Source organism: Salinispora vitiensis (assembly GCF_000378825.1).
Classification (GTDB): Bacteria; Actinomycetota; Actinomycetes; order Mycobacteriales; family Micromonosporaceae; genus Micromonospora; species Micromonospora vitiensis.
In genome coordinates, this window is the sequence record NZ_KB900388.1 from 4,120,700 (window position 1) to 4,138,501 (window position 17,802).

At 68.5% G+C, this 17,802-nt stretch carries 19 protein-coding genes; 13 read left to right on the top strand and 6 right to left on the bottom strand.

Going from position 1 to position 17,802, the window contains the following annotated elements:
• Positions 1-2: 2 nt before the first annotated feature.
• A complete protein-coding gene (locus SALPAC2_RS0119545; RefSeq protein ID WP_018218318.1) occupies positions 3-827 on the bottom strand; it encodes an ABC transporter permease in 825 nt (274 codons plus the stop codon).
• Positions 824-1,801 carry a daunorubicin resistance protein DrrA family ABC transporter ATP-binding protein gene (locus SALPAC2_RS0119550; RefSeq protein ID WP_018218319.1) on the bottom strand — a complete coding sequence of 326 codons (978 nt, stop codon included), beginning with the start codon at positions 1,799-1,801 and terminating at the stop codon, positions 824-826. The genes SALPAC2_RS0119545 and SALPAC2_RS0119550 overlap by 4 nt, the downstream gene beginning before the upstream one ends.
• 499 nt (positions 1,802-2,300) lie before the next feature.
• On the opposite strand from SALPAC2_RS0119550, the gene fabG reads away from it, so the two are divergent.
• The 11 genes from fabG to SALPAC2_RS25140 are packed head-to-tail and all read left to right on the top strand — an operon-like array spanning position 2,301 to position 11,147.
• The gene (fabG, locus tag SALPAC2_RS0119555; protein ID WP_018218320.1) at positions 2,301-3,065 is read left to right on the top strand and encodes a 3-oxoacyl-[acyl-carrier-protein] reductase; all 765 of its coding nucleotides are present in this window, start codon (positions 2,301-2,303) and stop codon (positions 3,063-3,065) included.
• On the top strand, positions 3,062-3,499 hold the full coding sequence (locus SALPAC2_RS25110) for a hypothetical protein (protein WP_018218321.1): 438 nt from the start codon (positions 3,062-3,064) through the stop codon (positions 3,497-3,499). The genes fabG and SALPAC2_RS25110 overlap by 4 nt, the downstream gene beginning before the upstream one ends.
• Positions 3,496-4,011: a 3-hydroxyacyl-ACP dehydratase FabZ family protein gene (locus tag SALPAC2_RS25115; protein WP_018218322.1), complete on the top strand. Its 516-nt coding sequence runs from the start codon at positions 3,496-3,498 to the stop codon at positions 4,009-4,011. The genes SALPAC2_RS25110 and SALPAC2_RS25115 overlap by 4 nt, the downstream gene beginning before the upstream one ends.
• Positions 4,008-4,262, top strand: a complete 255-nt coding sequence (locus SALPAC2_RS26735) for an acyl carrier protein (RefSeq protein WP_018218323.1) — start codon at positions 4,008-4,010, stop codon at positions 4,260-4,262. The genes SALPAC2_RS25115 and SALPAC2_RS26735 overlap by 4 nt, the downstream gene beginning before the upstream one ends.
• Before the next feature lie 2 nt (positions 4,263-4,264).
• Complete coding sequence (locus SALPAC2_RS0119575) at positions 4,265-5,470, top strand: beta-ketoacyl-[acyl-carrier-protein] synthase family protein (protein ID WP_018218324.1); 1,206 nt, start codon at positions 4,265-4,267, stop codon at positions 5,468-5,470.
• Positions 5,467-6,609: a beta-ketoacyl synthase N-terminal-like domain-containing protein gene (locus SALPAC2_RS25120; protein ID WP_018218325.1), complete on the top strand. Its 1,143-nt coding sequence runs from the start codon at positions 5,467-5,469 to the stop codon at positions 6,607-6,609. The genes SALPAC2_RS0119575 and SALPAC2_RS25120 overlap by 4 nt, the downstream gene beginning before the upstream one ends.
• Complete coding sequence (locus SALPAC2_RS0119585; protein WP_018218326.1) at positions 6,584-7,702, top strand: beta-ketoacyl synthase N-terminal-like domain-containing protein; 1,119 nt, start codon at positions 6,584-6,586, stop codon at positions 7,700-7,702. Before SALPAC2_RS25120 ends, SALPAC2_RS0119585 begins: the two co-directional genes overlap by 26 nt.
• Positions 7,699-8,598 (top strand): beta-ketoacyl synthase N-terminal-like domain-containing protein, encoded by a 900-nt coding sequence (locus SALPAC2_RS25485; protein ID WP_018218327.1) that lies wholly within the window; start codon positions 7,699-7,701, stop codon positions 8,596-8,598. The genes SALPAC2_RS0119585 and SALPAC2_RS25485 overlap by 4 nt, the downstream gene beginning before the upstream one ends.
• The gene (locus SALPAC2_RS27385) at positions 8,595-9,458 is read left to right on the top strand and encodes an alpha/beta fold hydrolase (protein WP_162561371.1); all 864 of its coding nucleotides are present in this window, start codon (positions 8,595-8,597) and stop codon (positions 9,456-9,458) included. Before SALPAC2_RS25485 ends, SALPAC2_RS27385 begins: the two co-directional genes overlap by 4 nt.
• Positions 9,442-10,392 (top strand): thioesterase family protein, encoded by a 951-nt coding sequence (locus tag SALPAC2_RS25135; RefSeq protein ID WP_018218329.1) that lies wholly within the window; start codon positions 9,442-9,444, stop codon positions 10,390-10,392. Before SALPAC2_RS27385 ends, SALPAC2_RS25135 begins: the two co-directional genes overlap by 17 nt.
• Positions 10,389-11,147 carry a 2-hydroxychromene-2-carboxylate isomerase gene (locus SALPAC2_RS25140; RefSeq protein WP_018218330.1) on the top strand — a complete coding sequence of 253 codons (759 nt, stop codon included), beginning with the start codon at positions 10,389-10,391 and terminating at the stop codon, positions 11,145-11,147. Before SALPAC2_RS25135 ends, SALPAC2_RS25140 begins: the two co-directional genes overlap by 4 nt.
• Here SALPAC2_RS25140 and SALPAC2_RS0119610 read toward each other — a convergent pair.
• Entirely contained in the window at positions 11,114-12,625 is a 1,512-nt protein-coding gene (locus SALPAC2_RS0119610; RefSeq protein ID WP_018218331.1) for an ATP-binding protein, read from the bottom strand. The genes SALPAC2_RS25140 and SALPAC2_RS0119610 overlap by 34 nt on opposite strands.
• A 294-nt stretch (positions 12,626-12,919) precedes the next feature.
• Here SALPAC2_RS0119610 and SALPAC2_RS25490 point away from each other — a divergent pair, with 294 nt between their 5' ends.
• Together SALPAC2_RS25490 and SALPAC2_RS0119620 are read left to right on the top strand one after the other, a co-directional pair.
• Positions 12,920-13,891, top strand: coding sequence for a CPBP family intramembrane glutamic endopeptidase (locus SALPAC2_RS25490; RefSeq protein WP_018218332.1), 972 nt, complete (start codon positions 12,920-12,922; stop codon positions 13,889-13,891).
• A gap of 101 nt (positions 13,892-13,992) precedes the next feature.
• A complete protein-coding gene (locus tag SALPAC2_RS0119620) occupies positions 13,993-14,961 on the top strand; it encodes a hypothetical protein (RefSeq protein WP_018218333.1) in 969 nt (322 codons plus the stop codon).
• A 169-nt stretch (positions 14,962-15,130) separates the two neighbouring features.
• Here the strand turns inward: SALPAC2_RS0119620 and SALPAC2_RS0119625 are convergent, their stop codons facing one another.
• The 3 genes from SALPAC2_RS0119625 to SALPAC2_RS0119635 are packed head-to-tail and all read right to left on the bottom strand — an operon-like array spanning position 15,131 to position 17,553.
• Positions 15,131-16,339 (bottom strand): cytochrome P450, encoded by a 1,209-nt coding sequence (locus SALPAC2_RS0119625; protein ID WP_018218334.1) that lies wholly within the window; start codon positions 16,337-16,339, stop codon positions 15,131-15,133.
• A 13-nt stretch (positions 16,340-16,352) separates the two neighbouring features.
• On the bottom strand, positions 16,353-16,595 hold the full coding sequence (locus SALPAC2_RS0119630; protein ID WP_018218335.1) for an acyl carrier protein: 243 nt from the start codon (positions 16,593-16,595) through the stop codon (positions 16,353-16,355).
• 10 nt (positions 16,596-16,605) lie between these two features.
• Entirely contained in the window at positions 16,606-17,553 is a 948-nt protein-coding gene (locus SALPAC2_RS0119635; protein WP_018218336.1) for a ribonucleotide-diphosphate reductase subunit beta, read from the bottom strand.
• Positions 17,554-17,802 lie beyond the last annotated feature (249 nt).

The window sequence follows — 17,802 nt, forward strand, 5'->3', positions numbered from 1 at the left end:
GGCTAGCGGGTGATGCGCCGGTAACGCCGGACGGCGAGTGGCACGAGGACCGTGATGATCAGCAGGATCCAGAAGCAGGCGACGAGGGCCGGATATCGGCCCGGCAGGCCACCCGATCCGCTGGTGGTGGAATTCCCCATCAGCCCGCGGACGGTGGTGATGATCGCGCTCACGGGGTTCCAGGCGGCCGGTCCCTGCAGCCAGCCGGGCAGGTTCTCGGTGGCGACGAACAGGTTCGACAGGAACACGGCAGGCAGGATCGGCAGCATGCACGCCTGCGCGGCCGCCTCCGGGGTTGGCACGCTCAAGCCGATGAACAGCGCCAGCCACGTCATCGCGTAGCCGAAGAGCAGCACCAGGCCGATCCCGGCGAGGATCCCGGCCACACTGCCGCTGGGGCGCCAGCCCACCAGCAGCCCACACACCGTGACCAGCAACAGCGACAGCGCGTTCAGTACCAGGTCGGCGAAGCTGCGGCCGATGAGGAGCGCGGAGCGCGCCATCGGCAGCGCTCGGAACCGATCCACGATTCCACGTTGGACGTCGAGGGCGATGGCGGACCCGGTCACCGCCGTGGCCATCGCCACCGTCTGGACGAGGATCCCGGGCATCAGGTAGTTCGCGTACGAACCACCACCCGGTGTCTCGATCGAGCCGCCGAAGACGAAGACGAAGAGCAGCACGAACATGATCGGCTGGACGGTGCTGAAGAACACCACGTCGGGGGTGCGGGTCATGCCGATCGCGTACCGCTTGGTCACCGTCGCCGCGTCGGAGACGATCCATCGCAGTCCACCGGCGGCGGGCGCGGGAGCCGAGGTCGTCATCGGGCCGCCTCCTTCTCGCTCTCGTGTGCGGGTCGGGGGGCAGCGTCCCCACCCGTCAGAGCCAGGAACACGTCGTCCAGCGTGGGTCGCCGTAGGGCTAGGTCGACGACTTTGATCCGGTGTTCGTCCAGACTCCGCACCACCTGGATCAGCACCTCGGCATCGTCGGCGGGTATCGACACACGCCGCTCGTTCACGTCGACCAGCGGGTCTCCGCCGTCGAGCCGCCGCAGGCAGGTAGCGGCGGAAGCCAGGTCGTCGACGTCCGCCAGGATCGCTTCCACCCGGCCGCCGCCAACCTTCGATCGCAGCTCGTCGGGGGTGCCGGTCGCGATCACCCTCCCGGCCTCCATCACGGCGATCGAGGTGGCCAGCGCCTCCGCCTCCTCGAGGTACTGCGTGGTGAGCAGTACCGTCGTGCCCTCCGCCGCCAGGTGTGCGACGTGCTCCCACAGATGCCGGCGGCTCGGCAGATCGAGCCCGGTCGTGGGTTCGTCCAGGAACAGCACCGGCGGCGCGGCGACCAGAGCCCCGGCAAGGTCGAGCCGTCTGCGCATGCCACCGGAGTACGTCCTGGCGAGGCGGTCGGCCGCATCGGTCAGGTCGAATCGGTCCAGCAGCTCGGCGGCTCGCGCCCTGGCCCGTCTCGCCCCCAGGTGATAGAGGCGACCGACCAGGTCCAGGTTCTGTCGGCCGGTCAGGTTCTCGTCGATGGCGGCGAACTGGCCGGAGAGGCCGATGGACCGGCGTACCGCGTCGGGTGCGGTCGCGACGTCGTACCCGGCCACGAAGGCACGGCCGGTGTCCGGCCGCACCAGGGTGGCGAACACCCGCACCGCGGTCGTCTTGCCGGCGCCGTTGGGGCCGAGCAGACCGAGAATGCTGCCGGTCGGCACCTCCAGGTCGAAACCGTCGAGTGCCTTGACCTTTCCGTAGTTCTTGACAAGTCGTTCAGCTGCTATGGCGGGCGGCATGTGTTCACCTCGTCGATAGCTCGTGCTTAGGTGAATGCGGGTACCGGGGTGCGACCGGAACGCCAGGTGTTGCCCGCTGAATTGGCGGGCAGATCAGCAGGCGAGGTGGCCGGCTAATGACACACCGGAAGCAGAAATGCGTCAAGGGCCGGTGGTGTGGGGCGTGTTGGTCAGCCGCCGGGGGCATAACCGCAGTCTTTCCACCACATCGGGCATACCTTGCCGGCGGGGCGTGACCGACCTCAGCCATAGAGGCCCCGACCAGGGCAGGAACTGGTTCGGTCGTTCCCCATAAAGCGGGCGCGCAATGGCTGCTTCCAGTAGTGCTGACAATTTCTAGCCATCCCCCTCGACCTCGACATTGGGTCAGCCATAAACATGGTGAAAGGCCGGTCGGCGCTTGTCAGCGGTCGCGGGGAATGGTTAACCTTCCACTGCCGGGAACGCGGCACGATCCGTGCCACACGTCCACGCCTACCTCATGGATTCCGGAGGGCGTATGTCCGAGCATCTATCCGCATCCCGTGGCGAGCGACCGTCGGCCATTGTGACGGGGGCGTCGCGAGGGATCGGCCGGGCGGTCGCTGTCCGACTGGCGCAGGACGGCTTCGACCTGGCTCTCTGCTACCGCTCCGCCGGCGGGGCGGGCGAGGAGACCGCCGCGAAGGCGCGGGCGCTGGGTGCGTACGTCCACCACGCCGAGTGCGACGTCACCGACCGTGCGGCGGTCCGACGCTTCGTCACCGACGCCAAGGCGCTGTTCGGCCCCCCGTCGGTGCTGGTCAACTGCGCCGGGATAGTCGGGGACAACCCCTTGGTGTTGATGAGCGACGAGCAGTGGGACTCGGTCGTCGACACGAACCTCACCGGCACGTACAACCTCTGCAAGGCGGTGGTCTTCGAGCTGATGAAGCAGCGCGGCGGCGGCATCATCAACATGTCCTCCGTCGCCGGGGTGCACGGACACGCCACGCAGGCCAACTACTCCGCCGCCAAGGCCGGCATCATCGGGATGAGCCGAGCCCTCGCCAAGGAGCTCGGCCGGTACGGGATACGGGTCAACGTGGTCGCCCCCGGCTTCATCGAGACGGACATGACTGCGGCCCTCGCCGAGAAGGTACGGCGGGAGGCGGTGAAGTCGGTCCCGCTGGGCCGCTTCGGAACGCCCGAGGAGGTCGCCGAGCTGGTTTCCTTCCTCGCCTCGGACCGGGCCTCCTACATCACCAATCAGGTCCTCCAGGTCGACGGCGGGATGATCCTGTGACCCTCGATCACGCCGTCCCGCTGGTGGCGGTCGACGATGTCCGCGCCACCCGTGGCCCGGCGGGCGAACTCGTCGTCACCGCCACCAAACGAATCGAGGCACTCGACCCCTACCTGCCGGGCCACTACCCCGGTCGGCCCATCTATCCGGGCGTCTTCGTCATCGAGACCGTCTATCAGGCGGCCCGCCAGGCCGTGGCCCAGTGGTCGGACTCCGCGCCGGTCGCGCTGACCGCGGTGCGGTCGGCCCGGTTCAGCGCGGCGTTGCTACCTGGCGACGTCCTCGTCGCGCGATGCGTCGTCTTCCCGGCCGGGGCGTCGGGCGAGCTGCTGGTGAAGGCCCGCTGCCAACGGGATGACGGAACGGCGGCAGCGACTGTGGTGTTGGAGCTGGCAGGTCAGGGCAACCGCGCAAACCCGGACGGCCCGCGATGATGCTCGACCACGCCGCCATCCGCAGAATCCTGCCGCACCGCCACCCCATGCTGCTCGTCGACCGGGTGCTCACCCTGGAGAGCGGCGCGCGAATCGAGGCGCTGAAGGCGGTGACCGGCAGTGAGCCCTGCTACGCGGGACTCGACGCGGTCGACGGCCCCGGGTTCGACTACCCGGTCTCGCTCCTGCTGGAGTCGCTCGCGCAGACCGGAGCGCTGCTCTGGCTCCACTCGGCGCCGGGGAACGGCTTCCCACTGTTCGGCTCGGCGTCCGACATCCGCCTGCACGGGCGGGTCCGACCGGGCGACGTGCTCCGGCACCTCGTCCGACTGCAACACGTCAATGCCGGCACCGCGATGTTCGGCGGCGAGACGTGGGTCGGGGACAGTCGCGTCCTGACTGCCGGCTCGATGTTCGCCGTCATCCGACCAGACATCGACAGTCGTCCGGGGGACAGGCCCTCGGCGGCTGGTCCGATCCTCGATTCTCACGAAACCGGAGATGCGACATGACCCAGGTAACCAATCCCCAACTGGCGGAGCTTCGCGAGATCGCCGCCGAAGTCCTCGAAGTGGAGCCGGAGGAGCTGACCGAGACCGGCTTGTTCGGCGAGGAGTACGACGCCGACTCACTGCGCGCCATCGAGCTCCTCGCCCGGATCGAGAAGCGCTTCAAGGTGGACATTCCGCAGACGGAGTTGCCCAACATGATCCACCTCCGCGCCACCTACGACGTAGTGGCGAAGTACGCGGGCTGGAGCTGACCGTGACCCGGCGCGTCGTGATCACCGGTCTCGGCCCGGTCTCCAGCATCGGCATCGGGACCGTCGAGTTCGGAGCCGCTCTGCGTACCGGCCGGACCGGGATCTCCCCGATCACGAGCTTCGATGCGTCCGGTTTTCCGCACTTCATGGCCGGTGAGGTGCAGGGCTTCGAGCCCACGAAGTTCGTCCAGGTCCTCGATCCCTCGCAGTGGGGGCGGACTAGTCTGTTCGCGGCGTCAGCGGCCCGGTTGGCCGTGGAGCACGCGGGCATGGATCCGGACCGACTCGCCGCCTCGGCGGCAGGGTCCAGCATCGGTACCACCAGCGGCGAGTCCCAGGTGATCGAACACCTCACCGAGCAGTCGTTGGCGGCTGGCTTCACCGGCCTGGATCCGGCACTGGTCCGCCAGGTGCCGGCCTCGCGGCTGGCCCACGCGGTGAACCGGGAGTTGGGGCTTACCGGTGAGGCCACGACGATCTCCACGGCATGCGCCGCCAGCAACTACGCGCTCGGGTACGCCTATGACCTGATCAGTTCCGGCGAGTTGGACTACATGCTGGCTGGTGGCGCCGATTCGGTGATCCGCTGGGCCCACGCCGGCTTCTACCGGCTCGGCGCGTTGACCGCCGAGGCCTGTGCGCCCTTCAGCCAGGGCCGCTCGGGAATCCTCACCGGGGAGGGCGGCGCGGTGTTGTTCCTCGAGAGCCTCGACTCGGCCGTCGACCGTGGTGCCGAGATCCTGGCCGAGATCCTGGGCTACGGCTTGAACTGCGACGCCAACCACATGGTCGCACCGGACTCGGCGAGCATCGCGGAATGCATGCGGCTGGCGCACCGCAACGCCGGCATCACCGCGGCGGATGTGGACTACATCTGCGCCCACGGCACCGGTACGCCGGCGAACGACTCGGCTGAGGCCCGCGCGGTCGTCGAGGTCTTCGAACAACCCCCACCGATCAGCTCCATCAAATCCATGCTGGGTCACACGATGGGAGCGGCCAGCGGCTTCGGCGCCATCGCCTCTGTGCTCGGCATGACCCAGGGGTTCATCCCTCCGACGATGAACTTCACCGCTGCCGATCCGGACCTGCCGCCGATCGATCCGGTGGCCAACCGGGCTCGCACCGCGATGCTGCGGATCGTGCAGAACAACGGGTTCGCCTTCGGTGGCAACAACGCCATCGTGATCTTCGGGAGGGCGGCGTGAACCCGACCATTGCGACACCGCTGCTCTCCATCACCGGCTGGGGAGTGCTGTCCTCCACCGCCGTGGGCGCGGACGACTTCGCCGGCACCCTCGGTACCGGCGCCGAGGCGGTTGCCGTGCCCGACATGTTCGACCGGCGGCTGCCCGACGAGCGGGCACATGTCCTGGTGGACTTCCACCCGCGTGACTACCTCGGCCGCAAGGGCACGAGCTTCATCGATCGCAGCACCGCGCTCGCGATGGTGGGATGTGATCTCGCGCTGTCCGACACCGACCTGGTGGTGGACGACGAGAATCGCCACCGGGTCGGAGTGGTGCTGGGCACGACCGCCGGCAGCATCGCCTCGACCAGCGACTACAGCAGGGAGACCTTGACCCAGGACAAGCCCTACCTGGTCAATCCCGTGCTGTTTCCCAACGCCGTGATGAACGGCGCCGCCGGCCAGTGCGCGATCAGGTTCAAGCTCCAGGGCATCAACGCGACAGTCGCCGGCGGCACGCTAGCCGGAATCACGGCACTGCGGTACGCCGGCAACGCGCTGCGCAAGGGGTACGCCAGTGCCCTCCTCACCGGCGCGGTCGAGGAGTTCAGCCCGCAGACGGCGTGGGGACTGCGCGCCCTGCGTCGTCCGGGCGGGCATTCGGCCCCGGTCGGCGAGGGCGCGGTCGTGCTGGTCGCCGAGGACCCGCAGACGGTACGGGCCACCGGCCGCCAGTGCGACGCGGACGTGCTCGCCGTCGAGCTGGGTTTCGATCCGACCAACACCACGCCGACCGGTGTCGCGGCTGCTCTGGCCCGCTGCGTCGATCGGGCACTGCGGCGTGCTGGGCTGTCCCGGGATGAGGTCTGGGCGGTCTCGACAGGTCAGACCGGCGCCGAACCCGACGGCGGCCCGGAGCGGTTGGCCGCCGACATGCTCTTCGACCCGTCCGTCCGCCGCCTTCGAGTGGCGGACCTGGTCGGAGACTCCCAGGCGGCGTCCGCGGCCTTCCAGGTCGCCGAGGTTCTCGCTCATCACCGGACCGAACCCGTCCTGCACGGCCGGGTGTCCGTGATCACCGCACATACAGCCGACGGCGCCGTGGGTGCCGCGCTGGTCAGGGGGTGGCACCGTGGCGGTCGCGATCACCGGGTATGACCTCGTGAGCTGCCTCGGGTCAACCCGGCAGACCTTCGACGCGCTGCTGGCGGGCCAGGCCGGGGTGAGCCCTCTGCGCTTCCACACTCCCGCCGTCGGTGTCGGTCACGGGTACCAGATTCTGGACGGCGTCGCGGAGGCTCCCGGACGGGCCGCCAGTTGGTTGGCCGACTGCGTCGCCACCGCGGTTCGCAGAGCGGGACTATCCGACCGGCAACGGGTGTCCGTCGTGATCGGCACCGGCCTGCGTGACCTGCGGGCCGTCGAGCGGTGGTCCGCCGACGACAGGTCACTGGACCCCTCCGACATCGACTTCACCGAGGCCGTCCGTCGGGTGCTGCCGGATGCGCCAGAGGTGTTGAACCTGGTCAACGCCTGCGCGGCGTCCGGCCACGCGCTGGCAGTCGGCCAGGACATCCTGGTCGCCGGTGACGTCGACGCCGTCGTGGTGGCCGGCGTCGACGCGACCACGGAGAGCATGCTGGCCATGATTGGTCGAGTCGCGTCAGGCATCACCACGGCCCTCCGGCCGTTCGACAGGGATCGCACCGGGGTCCTGCTCGGCGAGGGCGCGGTAGCCGTCGTCCTGGAGCCCGCTGGTCATGCTCGCGGTGCCGCGGCAGGCGTACTCGGTGTGGGGCTCTCGTGCGACGCCGCCCACGAGACTGCGCCCGACCCGATCGGGATCCGGGCCGCGATACAGGACGCCCACGACCGGGCCGGCGTCCGGCCGGCCGACATCGACCTGGTGATCACCCATGGCACCGGTACGGCGCTCAACGACCCCACCGAGGCGAAAGTGCTGGCTGAGGTCTTCGCGGGGATCTCACCGGGACCGATCGTCACCGGGGTGAAGGGCGCCATCGGTCACACCTCTGGCGCGGCTGCCCTCATGAGCCTCGTCTTCGCGATCGAGGCACTGCGTGTCGGGCTCGTTCCACCGATCGCCGGTCTCCACGATCCGATCCCGGAGGCCCGCGGCCTGCGGCTCGTGTCGGGGGCACCTGTTCCTCTTCGGGGGCGAGTGGCCCAGATCAATTCCTTCGGCTTCGGCGGAGTCAACGCCGTGGCGGTGCTCGAGGTGAACGGATGACCGGCGCGGTTGTCACCTCAAGCGTGGTCTACAGCCCTGGCCCCGAATTCGACGAGCCGCAGCTGGCCGCGGTCACCCGTACGCCGGTGGTCGCGCCCGAGCAGGCGCACACCCTGCTCGGGCGCAAGGGTCTGCTCGGCAAGGACCGGGCTACCCGGTTGGCGCTGTGCGCGGTGCACCACGCACTGACGTCACCGTCCGGGCATCCCGATCGCTCGTTGCCAGAACCGGACGGCCCGGTCGCGGTGGTGGTCACGAGCCGGTACGGCGTGGCGAAGTCGGTCTGTGACGTGGTCACCGAGGTCCGGGCCGGCTCCGCTCGCGACGTCAGTCCGTTGCAGATACCGAACGTCTCGAGCAACGTCGTCGCGAGCACTATCGCCATCCGACACGGCATGACCGGACCGAACCTCACCACGTGCGGTGGCGTGGGCAACGGGTTCGACGCGCTTCGCCTCGCGCTGCTGCTGCTGTCCTCCCGCCGGGCGGCGCGGGCGGTCCTCGTCGGCGTCGAGCCCGCGGACGAGGTGACGCGCCGCCTGCTCACGATGGAGGCTCGACCGGGCACTCCGGCCCGGGACGTCGCGGTCTGTCTCGTCCTCGATCCGGCCGACCGGTCCCAGGGCACGTACGTGTACCCGGTCGAGCGGAAGCGGGCCACGGCGGCGCTGGCCGGCTTACGGCTGGTCGCCCCGGTCGTTGCGGAGCCGGCGGTTCTCCGGTTGGAGCGCAGCGTGGGACGGGTCCACGGCACGCTCGATCTGGTGCACCTCGCCGTCGGAGCCGCGTGGGTCGACGCATCGGCCGACCACACCGCGTATGTCTCCGGCGACTGCGGGAACGGGTGGCGCGCCAGCACGGTCCTGACCGCGTCGCCGCCGGAGCGACCCCGGTGAGCAGGTTGGGTTGGCAACCATTGACCACGGCCGGCGCTCCGATCGGACTGCAGGTGGCCGACGGTCCCGGTGCGCCTGTGGTCCTGGTGCACGGGGTGGAGGACGGTTGGCGCAGTTGGGGCCAACTTGCCGAACTCCTCGGCGAGCGGCACCGGGTCTACGCGCTCGACCTGCCCTGGCGTGCCGGTGGGGACTACCGGTGGGCTCTTGAGGCGGACGCGGGCGCATGGTTGCGACGAGCCCTCGACCTGGTGCCCGAGCGGAATTTCCGCGCGGTGGGGCATTCGTTCGGTGCCACCGCGCTGATGCAGGTGCTCGCGGCCGGCGCACAGGCGTCCGCACGGCTGACCGCGGTGGTGCTGCTCGCACCGGCCTTCCGCGTGCCGAGGACGCCGGTGGGACCGGACGTCGAGGCTCGGGAACGGGAACGGCTCCGCGCGGTCATCGACGAGCGGATACGTCTCCGTGCGGCCGAGCGGAACCGGCAGCTCGACCGCGGGTTGCGCCGCCGGATGGTGGATCACGCCGTCGCACGAATCGGCGGGACCGGCCTGCGTACCCTCTTCGCCCATTTCGCCGCCACCGGCCACTTGGCGCTGAGCGGCGTGACGGTGCCTACCTTCGCCCTCGCCGGCACCGACGACCCGGCATTCACCGCCGACCGGGCCGAGGCGTTGGCCCTGGCCATGCCGACAGCCACGGTACGACGGTTGTCGCAGCTCAGTCACTTCTGTCACGTGCAGCAGGCCGCCCAGGTGGCGGAGGAGATCGGCAGCTTCTTCGACGCCGTGTCCGGCTGCACCCGATCACTGTGGGCGCTGACATCCCAGGGAGGTAACTCGCGTGATCCCCGTATCTGAACCGACCGAGACCGTCTACCGGGGCAGGCCTCGCTACGAGGGCGCCAATATCCGGACGTGGATCGGGTTCAAGCACTTTATCTACCTCGTGGAGGAAGCGGTCCTGGATCACTTCCGGCAGCTCGGCCTGGGCCCGCAGGCCTGCTACCACCGCTTCGGCCTGGGTCTGACCTTCGTCGAGTCATCGGTGCAGCTACCGCGCACCGTCGAGGTGGACGACGTGGCGACGCTGACGGTCCGAAAGGCGCGAGCCCGCGATGACGGCACGCTCCGGCTGGACGTACGACTCACCGTCGAGCGGCCAGGTGGGTCGGAGATCGCACTGCGCGGCTGGGTGCGGGTCGCTCTCGTCCGGGAGAAGGACGCCCCCGGCCAGGAGCCGGTACCCGCCGAGTACGAGCCTTTCGTGGTCCCCGAGATCGGAGCCCTCCCCAAGGGTGCGGATGCTCAGCAGCAGCAGCAGCCGTCGTCGGAGCGGAACGCGTTCACCTGGTCCTGGCGGGTCCCCTACTTCTACTGCCACTTCTCCGATCGGCTCCAGCACTCCGGCTACGTACGGATGATGGAGGAGGCCGTCGATCGTTTCCTCGCGGACCGTGGCCTCTCGGTGCGGACCCTGCTCGACGAGCGGGGCTGGATCCCGGTGGTGTCACGGGCCCGGATCCGCCTCCTTGCCGATGTGCACATGGAGGAGACGGTCCAGACCGTCATGGTTGTCGATGAAATCATCAAGAATGCGATGTTCTCCGCACGGATTGATTGCTACGTCCGTCGTGCCGACAGGTTGGTGCACACGGCGACCGGCCGGATCCTGCACGGATACGCAGTCAGCCGCGGCCCCGACGCCGGCCAACTAGCCATTCTCGATGCGGCCACCCGCTCGGCGCTGATGGGTGACGGCCCGTCCGAGAGCCTGGACGGGGACAAGGCATGAGACAGCGCCCACGGCTCTACTTCGCCTTCCGAAGCCCCTACAGCTGGATGGCGCTGCGCCGGCTCGAGGAGCGTCTACCGGAGGCGCGCGACCTCATCGAGTACCGGCCGTACTGGGAACCTGACCGCCGCACCATGGATGAGTTGACCTTGACCGGGGCAGAGTTCCACTACACCCCGATGAGCAAGGCCAAGCATCTCTACCTGTTGGCGGACATCAAGCGGCTGGCCCACCGGCTGGGCTACTCGATGGCCTGGCCCATCGACATCGACCCGCAGTGGGATCTGCCGCACCTGGCCTGGCTGTATGCTCGCCGGCTCGGTGCCGATCGGGAGTTCTACGCCGCCGTGACGGCCGCCCGCTGGGAGCGTGGCGAGAACATCTGTGACCCCGACGTGCTCGGTCGGGCGGCGACGTCGGCGGGGCTCGACGCCACCCGAACCCTCGCCGCTGCCGACGATCCTGAGGTGCGAACGGAGGGCGTCCGGATCCTCAACGAGGCGTATCACGAGGACATCTTCGGCATCCCCTACTTCAAGCTTGGGTTCCAACGGTTCTGGGGGCTGGATCGGCTCGACCATTTCATCGAGGCGTTGCATGCCTGGTCGGCGCGTACCAACCAGGACCCCTCGGGCGGCTCCGCGACCCCGAGCCGCCCGGAACCACGCCCGACCGACACCCGGCTGACCGGGATTCCCTCCGCCGTACTCGGAGCAGGAGGCTACGACCGTGACTCGGCCGGCGGATGTGGGTGATTCACGGCGGGTTGGCGGGCCACCCATCGCGCGACCTGCACCCGTGAGGTGAACTGCAGCTTCCGCAACAGGTGACGAACGTGGTTGACCGCGGTCCATTCGGCAATACCCAGTCGGCGGGCGATCTCGCGGTTGGTCAAGCCTTGGCTGACCAGTTCGGCGACCTCGCGCTGGCGGGCGGTGAGCGCCGTGCCAGTCGGCTCCCGCCCGTCGCCGGGATCTGGGGCAGCCGGAACCGACCGGTGGCCGGCCAGACCCTGGGTGCAGTCGCCACGAGCGACGAAATGAGGTACCAGCGAAGCCGCGTTGCGAAGGGCGTCCTCCGCTCGTCCCGTTCGTCGGAGATAGGCGAACCCCGCGGACAGGTCCTCCTGCTCGGCAGGCGAACCCGCTGGCCCACCAAGCGGTTCGAGGTGCCCGCCGGCCCTCTTCGTCACGTCGGCGACCAGCCGATCGACGTACAGTCGGGTGGTCTGTTCGCGGTCGGCGGCGGGCAGTCCACGAACGAACGTCCGGGTTGTGTGCAGCAGCCGGAGCCGCAGGTCGTCGCCGGCGCTCTCGCACACCTCCACCAGGTTCCTGTCCACCAGCACCTCGAGCAGATGCTGGGCGTGCCCGGTCGGGGCGTCGGCCACCGCCTCGACATCCTGCAGGCGGAACTCCCCGTTGACGACGGCCAGCCTGGTCAGGAGTGCCCGCGCCTCCGGAGGTAGCTCGGCGACATGGTCAGCCAGCGCGGCGGGAAGGCTGGCCGAGTGGACCGGCGAGGCGTTGGCCGCGCCGTCCAGGATCTCGATGCTCTCCTGAAGCCGGCTCAGCAGAGTCTGCGGCTGAACCACCTTGAGCTGGGCCGCGGCCTGCTCGATCGCCAGGGGCAGGCCGTCGAGTTGGGCGCACAGCTCGGCAACGATGCCGCGGTTGCTGTCGGTGAGCCGGAAGAACGGCCGGACGTTTGCCAGTCGTTGGATGAAGAGGGCGACCGACGGCAGCTCGAGCAGCTCCGACGCGGTCTGGTCCGAGGCGACGTCCGGAACTGGTAGCGGTCGTACCGCCAGTAGCTGCTCGCCATAGATGTGCAGGGGTTCCCTGCTGGTGACGACCACCCGGGCTCGGGGGGAACTGGCCAGCACTGTCGTTGCGAGCTCGGCGATCTCTGCGCGCAGCTGGTCACACCGATCCAGCACGAGCAGCAGCTCCGTCTGCGGGAAGGCAGCACCGAGGCCGCCCAGGGTGGGCGGGGTGGCGGTGGAGATCCCGAGGTGCTCGATGACCGCGGCGGCTAGGCCGGTCCGGTCGACGACCGTGGCGAGGTCCACCACGTACACCGACAGGCCGTCCTCTTCGGCGAGCGCCGCCGCCATCGCGATCGTGAGGCGACTCTTCCCGACGCCGACCGGGCCGGTGATGGTGATCAGCCTTTCGGCGGCGCCGAGTGTGCGCCGGCATGCCTCAGCCAGGTCGTCGTCGCGCCCGACCATCGGCCTCAGCGCGCGAAGACTCGTTAGTCCATCGCAATGCGGCGACGGATTTCTGCTGGTTCGCACAGCTGTCAGGGCTCGACTCTGGATCATGGCTCCCCCGAGATGCCGTCCGGTCGCAAGGTTCCGCGCCTGCCGCCGATCAGCCTCGACCGAGGATCGTGTCATGTTCGGTCATGTCCAGGCAGGAGGCTTGACGAAACTCCACTACACACACCCGGGTGCGTCAACCCCTCGAACAGGCCAAATGGCTACCACAAGAGGGCTTGACTGTGTTGACTATAGTGTCATGACATGACCTCCGCTCTAGTCAGGTCGTGGCGCGCGGCAACCGTCATCAGCATCGGTGCGGCCCGAGAGTCGGCCACCTCGCCAGCCGGCCGGGTGGTGTTCGTCGGCAGCGCCTGCATCCTGACCGCGGCACCGGTCCTGCTGATCCTCCTCGGCGCGGCCGAGGCCCCGACGTCCCCCGACTCCACCGCCACCCAGTCGCTCTGGAGTGCCCTCGCGCCGTCACTGGTGGCGGCCGCACTGCTGCTCCTGATCTCACGGAACGCGCAACCGCTGTCACCGGGGTACGGGGGCGGCAGAGAAGCCCTTGTCGGGCAGTGCGCCGCTCTCTGCGTTCTGGCACTTCTCACGCCGGGCCTGATGACCCTGGCCGTCGCCAGCGGCATGCCCGCCTATCCCCTCTATCACCTGGTGAAGCTGGCACTCCTGCTGCTGGCGGCGGTGCTCGTGGTCGGCGGGGCGCTGGGCCATCGATTCGCCGAACTCGTTCCAGTTGGCTCGGTCGAACGGCTGTGGCGGCCGGTAGGGCGGGCGCGCTGGCTGATGCCGCTGCCAGCCGTCGTCATCTTCACCTACCTGGCGGCACTCAGCCCGCTGGCGCCCCGTTGGCAGGTGCCGTCGGATGTCGGAGCCGCCTTCATCGTCGTGGCGGCGGGCCTGACCTTCGTCACGGCCAATCTTCTCGAGGAGTTCTTCTACCGGGTGCTGCTGCAGACCCGGCTGGAGCAACTCCTGGGCGCCTGGCCCGGCGTTCTGGCCGGCGCCGTCCTCTTCACGCTGTCGCACGTGCCGGTCCAACTCTCCGGTGACCCCGCTCTCGCACTCCCGGAGGCAGTCGCCTATCACGGAGCCTTCGGGCTGTTCACCGGCCTGCTCTGGATGCGCTATCGCAACTTCTGGCTGCTGCTCGTCGTGCACACGGCGGTCAACACGTTGCCGCTGGTGGTGGCGGGCCTGGGCGAACTGAGGGTCTGACGCGGCAGCAAGGTCCGTACATCGCGACCTCTTGGCGGCGACCGATCATGACAGGACTGTGACGGTTGCGAGGTCTCATCGATCAAGGAACGAGGTCCTCGATGCTCATCACGCTCATGACACTCCTGGGAGCGGCTCTGGCCGGGCTCATCCTGGTGTGGCTCCTCGCGGAGCGCGCCGACCGGCGTCTCGCCCGACGGATCCACGGGCAGGTGCTGACCGCCGGGCGCTCGGGGATCGGTGCGCGCACGGTGCTCAGTGGCCGGGACATGCTCAAGGCGGCGAAGGTGATCGAGAAGTCCCTGCCGCTGCTGCGGGTGGCCGGGTACGGTCGTCGCTCGATACGTGCGATCTATCCGATCCTGCTGATCGTCGAGGGCCTCGTGTACCGCGGTGACCACGACTACGAAGACTGGCAACGCGGTGGTACGGCCGAGGGAGGCTGGCATCGAGACCTGGCCGACTACCTCAGCTCGATCGGCGCGGACGATGCCGGCATCCGGTCGGCCATCGACGATCTGCGCCGCTACTTCAAGTTGGAGAGCGCGATGGTCACATCGCCCACCCCTCCGACTGAGCGGATGATGACCGAGCTCGCCCGGCTGCGCTCCTCCGACGTCGTCCTGATGGTGCGTATCGCCTTCCTCTTCCGGGCGACACGGGTGGACGAGGGCTTTCTCCGCCTGGTCCGTCCGTGGCTGGCGATCGAGGAGATCCGCGAGGACCTCACCTCGTACGACGATGACGTGGCCGCCGGCGCGTTCAACACCCTGGACATGTACATCCGGATGTACGGCGATCCGGGAGCAAAGCGACTGCAGGCGCTGTGTGCTCGTCTGCTTCGCACGTCGATCTCCGAGATGGGCCGAGCCTCATCGAGGAGCCTGGCCCGCTTCTGGGACGCGTTCGCCGGCCGCACCGGAGGCGTACCGGTCGTGGCACCGACCCTGTCCCTCCTCCTGCCACGGGCCGGTCACCGGCTGATCGCCGTCGCGATCACGCGCATAGTTGGTGGGGCGCTGGGCAGCGTCGCCAGGCCCCCGGCCGAGCGCGCCGTCGTCCAGGACTGATCGGCCGGTCGGGGCACCCGACGGTGAAGAGTTGCTGATGACCGGGGTCGGCGACCTCACCCATCCTGTCGTCGGTAGCTGGTCGAGCTGGGCGCGAGGATCGTCCTCGACCAGGAGCGTCACGCACCATGTATGGCGCCGGTGCGGGAGATCGCCGCCCAGCCCGATCTCAGGACAGACTGATCGGCAGTTGGGTGAAGCCGCGTAGCGACTTCCGCCGACGCACGCCGGGCGCGTGCCCGGTGATGGCCGGGAATCGATCGAGCAGCCGAGGAAACGCGATCTCCGCTTCCATCCGCGCCAGTGCGGCGCCGAGGCAGTAGTGCGCCCCCACCCCGAACACCATCGAGCCACCATCGGCACGGTCAGGATCGAACTCGTCTGGATCGGCGAAGCGGTCCGGGTCCCGGTTGGCCGAGCCGATGAGCACGATGATCTGCGTTCCCGCGTCTATGTTCAGCCCGCCCAGCGTCGTCGCCTGCGCGGTGTACCTGGTCGCGATCTGGATCGGCGGGTCAAACCGCAACATCTCTTCGACGAAGGCGGACGCCTGCGTCGGATTCTGGCGCAGCCGCTCCTTCAGGGCCGGCCTCTCGAGCAGAGCGGCGAGCCCGTTGCCCAGTAGGTTGCTCGTGGTCTCGTAGCCGGCCGCGTAGAGCAGGACTAGGTTGGCCAGTAGTTCGTCATGGCTGAGCCGATCGTCGCCCGAATCCGAGACCGAGACGAGCTCGGAGACCATGTCGTTCCGTGGATTGCGGCGACGCTCATCGGCCAGCTCACCGAGGCGTGCCCACAGCTCCTTGACCGCCTGGTCCGCCTCGGCCAGCGACGGACCCCTCATGGACTCCTCTATCGCGTCGGTGAACGCCTCGACCCTGGGCGCGAACCAGATCCGATCCGCCGGCGGGATTCCGAGCAGCTCACCGATCACCGTCACCGGTAGCGGCAGAGCGAAGTCAGCCATGAAGTCCGCCGTGCCACCCTCCCTCGCCGCCATTTGGTCGAGCAGGTCGTCGATGAGCTGCTCGACCGCCGGGCGCAACTCGGCCACCCGCCGTGGCGTGAAGGCGCGGCTGACCAGCCGCCGGAGCCGGGCGTGATCGGGCGGGTTGTGGTTGACCATCTCAAGCATGAGCGACCGGAATGACGGGTGCTCGGTCCATCCCGGATGGCTCTGGCCGATCCACGCCGCGTCCTCCATCAGGAACCTCGGGTCGCGGATGACCCGCTCGGCCTCGGCGTAGCGGCTCACGAGCACGATGTTGTCCGGCAGCGGGCAGACCGGCGCCGCACGGCGCAGGGCCTCGTAGTGGGGGTACGGTTCGGCGCATCCGGCCGGGCCGAACAAGGCCTGTACCGCTCGTCCGACCTCCCTCATGACAGACTGCCGGTCACTTCGAGCTCTTCTCGATCCAGGTCATGGCGTCACCGATAGTGACGAGATTGGCGACTTCATCATCCGGGATCCTGACGCCCAGCCGCTCATCGAGCGCCACCAACACCTCCACCATGGAGAGCGAGTCGACGTCGAGGTCGTCGATGAACGACTTGTCCTCGGTGACCTCCGCCGCGTCCAGACCGACCACTTCTTCCAGAATCTCCGCCAGGGCAGCGCGGATCTCGTCACGGTTCATGTTTGTCTCCTCAGGACTGGTCGCGTGCCGACGGGGTGATGGCACGCTGAACGATGTGTTGCGTGAGCATGTCGTCGACGCCGATGAGGCGGAGCTGACGACGCAGGGAGTCCCGGCTCATCCGCCAGAGGGTCCGGCCTTCCTCGGTGTCGTCGGTGGCACCTTCGTCACCGATCTGCATCGCGAGGGGCGCTGCCTGCTCGATGATCTCGCAGATGTCGTCGGCGTAGCCCTCCTGGACCCCGATGCGGAGGGCGTGCAGTCCGTAACTCACATGACGGGACTCGTCCCGGCACATGGCGACGAAGGAACTCCGCACGCCCTCGAGGAAGGGTGCGTCGCGGAGGGCGTTGACGATGGCGCGCTGCCCGACGAGGGCGAGCATTCCCTCGGTGACCAGGTGGAACAGCGCCACCGCCCGCAGCCATCGACGATAGTCACCGGGGTGGTTCAGCAACTCGCGGACCACCTCGGTCTCGAGCACGCTGAGCGTCCGGTGGGTCGGCGTGACCAGGGCCCACGCTTGGGCGAGCATCATCTTGGGGTCGCGGTCCAGCCCTAGGAGCTCCTCGCCGAGACGCAGCATGAGTCGGGTGTGTCGGGTCTCGTCGGCGATCTGGGTACCCAGATAGAGGTGGTCCTGCTCCTCGGGCGCACCGGTGAGGATGGGCGCGAGGAGGTCCAGGCCGGTGTATTCGCCGATGATGAACGTCGCTATCGATTCGGACAGACTCTCCTTGGCGTCCGAAGGAAGCAGACGGTCGAAGGCTCGCCGGTCCCGCTCGAGCTCCACCGCCTCAGCTGACCACTGCTGGCTCTCCCACCGCTCATAGAGCTGCTTCGGCTTGGGCTTTGCCTCTGCCACCAACTCGGCGTGCCGCATGACCTCCGCGGTGGGGACCTTCGGCAGCAGTCCGAGTGACGCGTGGTCAATAAGTAGTGTGCTCCAGCGTGACATCGAGTGGCACCTCTGTCCCTGCGCTTGAATAGTCCGTTTTAGCCATGTGCAACGCTTGTCATGCTAGTTGACAGCAATAGTCAACGCTAGCCGCCCGAAGCACCGCCTTCATGAGTTGGCGTCTGCCTCATGATGCCTCGAAACAGGAATGCAGGGCAGTCATGACTGTTGACAAGAAGTGTCTTGGCGTGTCAATGTCTCATCCGAAGTGCCGGTGTCGTGATCATCCGTCCCCAGGAGAGGGGCACA

Excerpts from the sequence above, each read along its gene's own strand:
- SALPAC2_RS0119545 (WP_018218318.1), bottom strand. The coding sequence starts at position 827 with ATGACGACCTCGGCTCCCGCGCCCGCCGCCGGTGGACTGCGATGGATC.
- SALPAC2_RS0119550 (WP_018218319.1), bottom strand. The coding sequence starts at position 1,801 with ATGCCGCCCGCCATAGCAGCTGAACGACTTGTCAAGAACTACGGAAAG.
- fabG (WP_018218320.1), top strand. The coding sequence starts at position 2,301 with ATGTCCGAGCATCTATCCGCATCCCGTGGCGAGCGACCGTCGGCCATT.
- SALPAC2_RS25115 (WP_018218322.1), top strand. The coding sequence starts at position 3,496 with ATGATGCTCGACCACGCCGCCATCCGCAGAATCCTGCCGCACCGCCAC.
- SALPAC2_RS26735 (WP_018218323.1), top strand. The coding sequence starts at position 4,008 with ATGACCCAGGTAACCAATCCCCAACTGGCGGAGCTTCGCGAGATCGCC.
- SALPAC2_RS25485 (WP_018218327.1), top strand. The coding sequence starts at position 7,699 with ATGACCGGCGCGGTTGTCACCTCAAGCGTGGTCTACAGCCCTGGCCCC.
- SALPAC2_RS25140 (WP_018218330.1), top strand. The coding sequence starts at position 10,389 with ATGAGACAGCGCCCACGGCTCTACTTCGCCTTCCGAAGCCCCTACAGC.
- SALPAC2_RS0119610 (WP_018218331.1), bottom strand. The coding sequence starts at position 12,625 with ATGGTCGGGCGCGACGACGACCTGGCTGAGGCATGCCGGCGCACACTC.
- SALPAC2_RS25490 (WP_018218332.1), top strand. The coding sequence starts at position 12,920 with ATGACCTCCGCTCTAGTCAGGTCGTGGCGCGCGGCAACCGTCATCAGC.
- SALPAC2_RS0119620 (WP_018218333.1), top strand. The coding sequence starts at position 13,993 with ATGCTCATCACGCTCATGACACTCCTGGGAGCGGCTCTGGCCGGGCTC.
- SALPAC2_RS0119625 (WP_018218334.1), bottom strand. The coding sequence starts at position 16,339 with ATGAGGGAGGTCGGACGAGCGGTACAGGCCTTGTTCGGCCCGGCCGGA.
- SALPAC2_RS0119630 (WP_018218335.1), bottom strand. The coding sequence starts at position 16,595 with ATGAACCGTGACGAGATCCGCGCTGCCCTGGCGGAGATTCTGGAAGAA.
- SALPAC2_RS0119635 (WP_018218336.1), bottom strand. The coding sequence starts at position 17,553 with ATGTCACGCTGGAGCACACTACTTATTGACCACGCGTCACTCGGACTG.